Source organism: Paramesorhizobium salinisoli, from assembly GCF_003335045.1.
In the GTDB taxonomy this organism is placed as follows: Bacteria; Pseudomonadota; Alphaproteobacteria; order Rhizobiales; family Rhizobiaceae; genus Paramesorhizobium; species Paramesorhizobium salinisoli.
On the sequence record NZ_QOZG01000018.1, the window covers coordinates 20819 to 27662 of the forward strand.

Below are 6844 nucleotides of genomic sequence, written 5' to 3' on the forward strand. Positions count from 1 at the left end.
ATGATGCGTAACCCATCTTCGGCCTTGTCCCGCTCTGATCTTGCGTTGGCGCTTGCTTCCTTGCGTGGCTGGCTGGTGGGCGTGGGCCTGTTTTCCGGTGTGATCAACCTGTTGGCTCTGACCGGCTCGCTGTTCATGCTCCAGATCTATGACCGGGTGCTGCCCAGCCACAGCGGGGTAACACTGGTGGCGCTGATGATCGTCGCGATCGGTCTTTATGCCGTGCAGGGCGCCCTCGACGTCATCCGCTCCAGACTTCTGGTGCGCATGGGCTCGCGCCTCGACGAGAAGCTCGGCGCGCGCATCTACGCCATCGTGCTGCAATTGCCGCTACGCATGGGCCGCAACGGCGATGGACTGCAGCCGGTGCGTGATCTCGACACGATGCGTAGCTTCCTGTCCGGGCAGGGGCCAAGCGCTCTGCTCGACCTGCCCTGGATACCGATCTATCTGGCCTTCGTCTTCATGCTGCATCCCTGGCTAGGTTGGCTCGCTACCGCAGGCGCGCTTGTCCTGATCGGCCTGACCCTGATAACGGAGTTGCAATCGCGCAAGCCCGCCAGGGAGGTAATGATTGAGGCGAACAAGCGCCATGCGCTCTCCAGCGCTGGACGGCGCAACGCGGAAGTCCTGCATGCGATGGGTTTTGGTGGGCGGCTGCAGGCGCGCTGGCTCACCGCCAACGCCTCGCATCTGGCGGCGCATCAGCGCGCCAGCGACGTCACCGGCGGCCTTGGCGCCATCTCAAAAGTGTTCCGGGGTTTCCTCCAATCGGCCATTCTGGCGCTTGGTGCATGGCTCACCATCAAGGGCGAGGTCTCGGCGGGCGCCATCATAGCCAGTTCGATTGCCTCCGCGCGCGCGCTGGCACCAATCGAGACGGCGATCGGCAACTGGAAGTTCTTCATGGCGGCACGAGAGAGCCGCAAGCGCCTGATCAAGCTTCTGGACGCACTGCCGCCCAGCCATGCACCGATGTCACTGCCGTCGCCGGCGCGAGAGCTGATTTTGGAGGGTCTCACCGCCGGCGCGCCGGGATCATTGCTGCCGATCATGCAGAATGTCAGCTTCAAGCTGGAGGCGGGGCAAGGGCTCGGCGTGATCGGCCCCAGTGCTGCCGGTAAATCGACCCTGGTGCGCGCGATGATCGGGGTGTGGCCGAGCATGCGCGGCATCGTTCGCATCGATGGTGCGGCGCTCGATCAATGGAGCCCGGCTGAACTCGGCCAGCATATCGGCTATCTGCCCCAGGATATTGAGCTCTTCGACGGGACAGTGGCTGAGAACATCTCGCGCTTCGCGCATGATCCTGATCCCCAGACCATCATCGCGGCGGCGCAGGCAGCCAATATACACGAGATGATCCTGCATCTAGCCGATGGCTACGGCACCCGCCTGGGCGAGGACGGGACCTCGCTTTCAGCCGGCCAGCGCCAGCGTATCGCGCTCGCTCGCGCACTTTACGGCGATCCGTTCCTCGTCGTACTCGACGAGCCGAACTCCAACCTCGACGCGGAAGGCGAAGCGGCCCTGACCCATGCCATCCACGGCATCCGCAATCGCGGCGGCATTGTCGTCGTGGTCGCCCACCGGCCCAGCGCCATCGCTGCGGTCGATATTCTGGCCGTGATGGCGGGCGGACTGGTGCAGGCTTTTGGGCCGAAGGACGAGGTTTTGGCTAAAACCGTGCAGAGAGCCGGTTCGGGGCTGCATCAAGGTGGCCTCAGCGTTGTTGCGGAGCCGGCCAAATGAGCAAATCCGCCGCCCTCAGCCCGCCGCGGGAAGACGCGCCCGCTTTGCCTTCGATGCGTCGGCATCTGATCGCAGGCATCGCGATGTGCGCCGTGCTCATCGTCGGCTGCGGCGGCTGGGCGGCGACCGCTAACCTTGCCGGCGCCGTGCTGGCGCCCGCGACTATCGTCGTCCAGACCAACCTCAAGAAGGTCCAGCATCCCTCGGGCGGCGTCGTGGGGGAATTGCACGCGCGCAATGGCGACAAGGTCAAGGCCGGAGACGTGGTGGTGCGTCTCGACGATACGGTGACGCGCTCGAGCCTGGCGGTTGTCACAAAATCGCTCGACGAACTGGAGGGGCGGCGCGCACGGCTCGAAGCCGAGCGCGACGACGCAGCAATGATCACGTTCAGCGACGATTTGATGGCGCGGGCCGCGGATGGCGACGGTATGCGCAAAATCATGCTCGGAGAGCAACGCCTGTTCGAGGCCCGGGCCCTATCCCGCTCTGGTCAAAAAGCCCAACTAACCGAGCGTATGGCCCAGCTTCGCCAACAGATCGAGGGACTGGAAGCGCAGAAGAGCGCCAAGAACGAGCAAACGGCCCTGATCGTCTCTGAACTCAAGGGCGTAGTGAGCCTTTACAAGCAAAACCTCGTCCAGCTAACGCGGCTCATCGCGCTGCAGCGTGATGCGGCCAGTCTCAAAGGCGAGACCGGACAGCTCATCGCCTCTATTGCCGAGGCCAAGGGCAAGATCGCCGAGACGCAGCTGAAGATCATCCAGCTTGATCAGGATTTACGCACCGAAGTGCTCAAGGAGCTTCGCGAAAGCGACGGCAAGATTGCCGAATTGGTCGAGCGCAAGATCGCTGCCCAGGACCAGTTGCAGCGCATCGACATCCGCGCGCCCATCGACGGCACCGTACATCAATTGGCGGTCCACACCGTTGGCGGCGTTATCGGCCGGGGTGAAATCCTGATGCTCATCGTGCCCGAGGCTGATGCACTCACGATCGAGGCCAAGGTCGCGCCTATGGATATCGACCAGGTCGTGATCGGTCAGTCGGCGCTGGTGCGCTTGTCGGCCTTCAGCCAGGCGACAACGCCCGAGCTGACAGGGCGCGTCGCGGTGATTTCTGCCGATCTGACCAAGGACCAGCAGACAGCCCCCGGCCAGATGGCTGTGGCCTACTACACCGCCCAGATTGAACTCCCTCCCTCCGAGCTCGCCCGCTTGCGTGGCCTCAAACTCGTGCCCGGCATGCCCGTCGAGGTTCACATCCAAACCAGAGAACGCAAGGCCCTGTCATATTTTCTCAAACCTTTGACAGACCAGATCGCAAGAGCCTTTAAAGGGGATTGACCGGGGGTCGCCAACGAAGCTCATGTTGGCCAAGGGAGAACGGCGAGCCAATATGGGCGTGGCCTGTTTCAACAGGCAGCAAACCCAGATGGACATAATTCGTCCAGCAGTTTCCGGAGACGAGGAGTGGCACGACGCTCACGCCGAGCTGGTTTCCGCAGAGATTCCGTTGTGTCAGGGCGCCTGGTCTGGTCGGAATCATCAGCCTCGCCGCCATAGTGCGCGACGACAGTGACTTGAGATTGCCGGGTGAAGCGCGAATGGCTTTGAAAGAGTTCGTCGAGCATTCGAGACCGTGAAGGCAAGCATTGAAAGGCTCGATCGAAAATCCTTGAGAAAAGACGACGGCGCTCGACGCCCGACAGCGGTTCCCGGTGTGGGGCCGATCATTGCCGCGACCATTCGAGCAACTGTACCGGATCCCGCCGGCTTCCGAACCTGTCGAGATTTCGCTGCCTGGATTGGATGACTCCACGCGCGCATTCCAGCGGGGGGCTGGGTCACCAAACATTTTCTCAATAGCAGAATTCTCCAGCGAAATGGGGAGCACTCCAACGACAGCCATTATGGCGTCACGGTTTAGGATAACAATGACTGCTGGCAGATAGATACTGCCCCTCCGAAACGTACACGAGACAAAGACATGCTTCGCATTCTCTCCACGCCTATCCTGGCAACGGCTCTTTTCTCTCTCATCGGAAGCGCCAAGGCGGCGACAGCCTCCCAGTTCGACGAACTACACGATCGCCTTTTGGCGGGAATACCGACCGTCTCCGTTTCCCATCTGGATAAATGCAGTCAATCTGCCGGAAAAGTGCCTCTTGCTACCATGCCCACCGGCGGCTTCCCTATCAGGGATTTCATGATATTGCCCGAGCCGAAGCCACAAATCGCTTATGCTAATCAGCATCTTACGGTGATGCCTGACGGGACACCCGTTCTCGAATTAGTCCAGTACCGGATCACGCCCAATGACGTAGCCACCATTACGGCACGACGCTTGTCACCGACGACCTATATGCAACTGTCGAATCCCATGATTTTTGAGTGTCCATTGGGTGCCGGTCTGCAGTTTAGGCCGCAGACACGCAATATTCCCGCAATAGACGGTGCCGATAAATAGCTATGCTCGCATGGAATATCTGAAACCACTACACGGCTGTTGGCTATTCCAGCCATCCTCCCTCTGAAGTGGGAATGTCGTGCGGATCGGCTTTCCCCGGATGATATGAGTTCTCGCCTAAAGCCGCGCCCGAAAGGCCGACTGAAATCCTTCAAAAATCACAACACGCGCATGAGACCCCCGCTCGGGCTACGCCCCACCACGGGTCTCATCCGCGCGCCAAGGTGGCCGACTTTTGCACCGCCGCGCCGCCGGTGGTGACTGCCGCCAAACGGCCGGTCATCCCTGACATTAGTCTAGATGCGGCCCGTGTCGGTCTTGCCGTGGGTGAGGATCGGCACGGTGGTGTCGGCGCCATCAGACGCTCGGGGCGGCAAGCACATGCGCCTCGATCAGCGCACACCCGGCTGCAGCGCGGTGGTGCAGGCCCCGACCTGGTGGGCGAGTGTCGAGAGACTGAGGTCGATGCCTTCGTGGGCGTAGCGCTCGCTTTGTCGGTTCAGCGGCTGATGTTGACCAAACTTCTCGAACAGGATCATGGCCAAAAGGTTTGGTCCGGCAAAGCCGCGCGGCGTCACGTGGAAGGGGGCTGGCGGCTGCGCGATCTTCTCGCATTCGCGGCAGGAACATGACAACGAACAAACCATACCGGCGGCAATGGACGCGGGGATATTCGAGATCGGCTACCGCTCAGTGTCGGGGCGGCCAGGCGTTTAAGGTAGATGCCGGCGCAAGGGTTTGACATTTTGGTATTCCCGCGTGCTGTTCAGGCACGGGCACTATTCTACCAGTCTGGCAGTTGTTCGCTATGAGACCGCCTCTAATCCTTCTTGGCCTCATTGGTGCTCCGATGCTTGCGGCTGGGGCGATCATGCTTTCTGGATCCGTGATTATAATCGATCGCGGAAGCGCTGCGAAAGTCGCTTTCGTCGAGAATAGCGCGCAGGTGTAGCGCCTTTCGCCGCTACCAATGGGAATATTTGTTACAGTCCCGATGGTCGGCCATGGGTCCGTATGAAAGCATATTGAAAAACTGCTATCATTATGCTATCTGCTTGACATGATGAAAGCAGCAAGGTGCAAATTATGGGTACCATGACGATTCGGAACATCCCTGATGGCGTTCAAGAAATTATCCGCTTTCGGGCGGCGAAAAATCATCGCAGCGCGGAAGCTGAGGTGCGGGCGATTTTAGCGACGGTAGCCGCTGCCGAAACAGGGCAGGGCTTCGGCGATCATCTGCGCTCTAGGTGGTCAAATGCGTTTGGTGATGAACTTGATAATCTGAGAGACAAGACGCCGGCCGAAGGTGCCGACTTCTCATGATTATTATCGATACGCACATTATTTCGGAGACCCAGAAGCCGGAGCCGGATTCTGCCGTGATGGACTGGCTCAACAACCTGGATCGCACCACAACCTATATCACGGCGATCACGGTCGGAGAGCTGCTATTTGGCATAGATAAGATGCCCAAAGGAAAGCGCCAGGAACAGCTAAATGACGCTATAACGGCAATTGTCGAACAGGATTTCTACGGCAGGATTCTGCCATACGACGCAACGGCCGCCTACTTTTATGCCGCGGCGGCAGGGGCCGCGATGCGACGCGGCTTGTCCGTATCCTTTGCTGATGGAGCCATTGCAGGTATAGCCCGCGCCAACAATTTGGCGACTGTCGCTACAAGAGACGAAGCTCCCTTTAGAGCCATGGGTGTTACGGTCATCAATCCATGGGATCCCGCGTTCTGAACCGTTCAAGGTGTTTGTTTGAAGCGGGCCTGCCCGCCTGCACGATGCGCGTTTCGGCCGACTCGAAATAAAGCCCGGCCGTGCGGTCGGCGTACTGCTTGCGAAGGCGCTCCGCAATCGGGCCTGTGGCAAGCTGAATCTGATCGCACTCCGTCGGCAGATAGCCTTCCGGCGCTGAGGCTGTCGCTGGCTTATCCTAAAAAAGCCGGGCTGAAAAGCCCGGCTAATTCTGGAGGTAGGGGCCTCCAGACAGTCGACGCGGCCTAGTTAGGTCAATAGGTCGGTCAACATGTAGATTATTACAGGTATCGAGTTGTAGGAATATTCCAAAATGCGATATCAATATCCGCCAAATGTTCAGCGCAGAATATCCACTCTGTCTCGAAAAAAAAGGGGCGTTATCACCCCTATTTTCAGTCCCCGCCCAATGTTCTTGTCATGGATGAACAGCTCCCATCGCCGTGATATAAATCTCTTCGCTTGGACGCGGATATTCTAGCCGGCACGCGCGATTTGGCAGTCGACAATAACGAGTTCCGGCCTCATGACGCAATCGGAATAAGGTTGAGTGGCATCGAAGCGCCGACATGGTCAACAGTACTGTCATCCGGATAACCATTGTGTGGTCGGCAAAAAAGGGGACTCAGGAGGCCGAGGCACTTGGCCGGTCGCGTGGCTGACCTGCCACGGGTAATTTCCTCCAGGATGGATTAGAGCCTCGGCGGTTTTTGAACCGCCCCAGGTTTTTGGACCAGCGGAGGCTGGAGTTTTCCGGCTTCCCTTCAGGGAGGCGGGCTGGTTGCGCCTCCCGATTTCATCAGCGAGATCGGCACCTTGTTGCCAATCGCACCATGTGGCCGAACCTCATTGTA

The 6844-nt window shown here is 59.5% G+C and carries 7 protein-coding genes and 1 pseudogene; 7 read left to right on the top strand and 1 reads right to left on the bottom strand.

Features of this window, described 5'->3' with window-relative positions; translation table 11 throughout:
- The 4 genes from DUT91_RS22650 (at position 1) to DUT91_RS22665 (ending at position 4221) form a co-directional block, all read left to right on the top strand.
- Positions 1-1752, top strand: a complete 1752-nt coding sequence (locus DUT91_RS22650; RefSeq protein WP_114442731.1) for a type I secretion system permease/ATPase — start codon at positions 1-3, stop codon at positions 1750-1752.
- On the top strand, positions 1749-3098 hold the full coding sequence (locus tag DUT91_RS22655) for an HlyD family type I secretion periplasmic adaptor subunit (RefSeq protein WP_114442732.1): 1350 nt from the start codon (positions 1749-1751) through the stop codon (positions 3096-3098). Before DUT91_RS22650 ends, DUT91_RS22655 begins: the two co-directional genes overlap by 4 nt.
- Positions 3099-3474: 376 nt before the next feature.
- A complete protein-coding gene (locus DUT91_RS22660) occupies positions 3475-3567 on the top strand; it encodes a transposase (protein WP_245419921.1) in 93 nt (30 codons plus the stop codon).
- Between the two features lie 174 nt (positions 3568-3741).
- The gene (locus tag DUT91_RS22665) at positions 3742-4221 is read left to right on the top strand and encodes a VirK family protein (protein ID WP_114442734.1); all 480 of its coding nucleotides are present in this window, start codon (positions 3742-3744) and stop codon (positions 4219-4221) included.
- Positions 4222-4520: 299 nt separating this feature from the next.
- On the opposite strand, the pseudogene DUT91_RS22670 reads toward DUT91_RS22665, so the two are convergent.
- Positions 4521-4847: pseudogene (locus DUT91_RS22670) on the bottom strand (transposase); the annotation flags it as partial.
- Here DUT91_RS22670 and DUT91_RS26305 point away from each other — a divergent pair.
- The 3 genes from DUT91_RS26305 to DUT91_RS22680 all read left to right on the top strand — a co-directional run bounded on the left by DUT91_RS26305 (position 4759) and on the right by DUT91_RS22680 (position 5972).
- Positions 4759-4938 (top strand): hypothetical protein, encoded by a 180-nt coding sequence (locus DUT91_RS26305; protein WP_200835066.1) that lies wholly within the window; start codon positions 4759-4761, stop codon positions 4936-4938. The pseudogene DUT91_RS22670 and the gene DUT91_RS26305 sit on opposite strands and share 89 nt — an antisense overlap.
- A gap of 369 nt (positions 4939-5307) precedes the next feature.
- Positions 5308-5547: a FitA-like ribbon-helix-helix domain-containing protein gene (locus DUT91_RS22675; protein ID WP_114442735.1), complete on the top strand. Its 240-nt coding sequence runs from the start codon at positions 5308-5310 to the stop codon at positions 5545-5547.
- The gene (locus DUT91_RS22680; protein WP_114442736.1) at positions 5544-5972 is read left to right on the top strand and encodes a type II toxin-antitoxin system VapC family toxin; all 429 of its coding nucleotides are present in this window, start codon (positions 5544-5546) and stop codon (positions 5970-5972) included. Before DUT91_RS22675 ends, DUT91_RS22680 begins: the two co-directional genes overlap by 4 nt.
- The last annotated feature ends 872 nt before the right edge of the window (positions 5973-6844 follow it).